The organism is Streptomyces pimonensis (genome assembly GCF_041380215.1).
Taxonomy (GTDB): domain Bacteria; phylum Actinomycetota; class Actinomycetes; order Streptomycetales; family Streptomycetaceae; genus Streptomyces; species Streptomyces pimonensis.
This window is the reverse complement of sequence record NZ_JAHWZY010000106.1, coordinates 1-1,492: the sequence shown is the minus strand read 5'-3', so window position 1 is coordinate 1,492 and position 1,492 is coordinate 1. Positions and strand designations below refer to the sequence as shown.

Sequence of the window (1,492 nt, the reverse complement as noted above, 5' to 3'; positions counted from 1 at the left end):
CGCCCCGTTATCTTTTTCGCGGTCCTGCAAGAGGGCCGCTGGCCTCCGGGCCCGGCATGACTGTTGCCCCCTGTCGAACGAATGACCTGGGGGGTGGTGTCACCGGGTCCGAGGGGTGCCGTCAGAGACGCTGATCAGAGGTCCGACCACCGCCCGGCCGGGCGCAATGCCCGGCCGTTCGCGGGCGGCAGGTCTGCATAACGTGGATGCGCGAGAACGGCTCCCGACCTTGAGGCCGGCACGCATCGACACACGTGGGGGCACGGTGATCAGCATCGACGGGGTGGGCGTCTTCCTGGGCCTGGACGTCGGCAAGCAGACGCATCACGGACACGGCCTGACCCCGGCCGGGAAGACGGTGTTCGACAAGCAACTGCCGAACAGCGAGCCGAAGCTGCGGGCCGTCTTCGACAAGCTGGCCGCCAAGTTCGGCACCGTGCTGGTGGTCGTGGACCAGCCCGCCTCCATCGGCGCCCTTCCACTGACCGTCGCCCGGGACGCCGGCTGCCAGGTCGCCTACCTGCCCGGACTCGCCATGCGGCGGATCGCCGACCTCTACCCCGGCGAGGCCAAGACCGACGCGAAAGACGCGACCGTGATCGCGGACGCCGCTCGCACCATGCCCCACACCCTGCGCACCCTGGACCTGACCGACGAGGTCACCGCGGAGCTGACCATGCTGGTCGGCTTCGACCAGGACCTCGCCGGCGAGGCCAACCGCACCAGCAACCGCATCCGCGGCCTGCTCACCCAGTTCCACCCCAGCCTGGAACGCGTACTCGGCCCGCGCCTGGACCATCCGGCAGTGACCTGGCTCCTCGAGCGCTACGGATCCCCACAAGCACTGCGCAAAGCGGGCCGCCGCAAACTGGTCGAGGTCGTCCGGCCCCGGGCGCCACGCATGGCCGAACGGCTGGTCGACGACATCTTCACCGCACTCGACGAGCAGACCGTCACCGTCCCGGGCACCGGCACCCTCGACGTGATCGTCCCGTCGCTGGCGAAGTCGCTGGCCGCCGTCCACGAACAACGCCGAGCCCTGGAAACCCAGATCGAAGCCCTGCTGGAGGCCCACCCTCTTTCGAAGGTCCTGACCTCGATGCCCGGCATCGGCGTCAGGACCGCCGCAGTCCTGCTGGCCACCGTCGGCGACGGCAGCAGCTTTCCCACCGCCGCCCACCTGGCCTCCTACGCCGGCCTCGCCCCGGCAACCCGCCAGTCCGGCACGTCGATCCACGGCGAGCACGCCCCTAGAGGCGGCAACCGGCAGCTGAAACGAGCGATGTTCCTCTCCGCGTTCGCAGCCCTGCACGATCCCGCCTCCCGCACCTACTACGACCGCTGCCGAGCCCGCGGCAAAACCCACACCCAGGCCCTCCTCCGCCTCGCCCGCCACCGCATCAGCGTCCTGTTCGCCATGCTCCGCGACGGAACCTTCTACGAACCGAGGAGCCCTCGACTCGCTTGACGAAGGACATAGAGGCACCCCCCC

1 protein-coding gene is annotated in these 1,492 nt (G+C 69.8%); it reads left to right on the top strand.

Going from position 1 to position 1,492, the window contains the following annotated elements; genetic code table 11:
* Positions 1–265: 265 nt before the first annotated feature.
* On the top strand, positions 266–1,468 hold the full coding sequence (locus KYY02_RS33530; RefSeq protein WP_371244829.1) for an IS110 family RNA-guided transposase: 1,203 nt from the start codon (positions 266–268) through the stop codon (positions 1,466–1,468).
* The last annotated feature ends 24 nt before the right edge of the window (positions 1,469–1,492 follow it).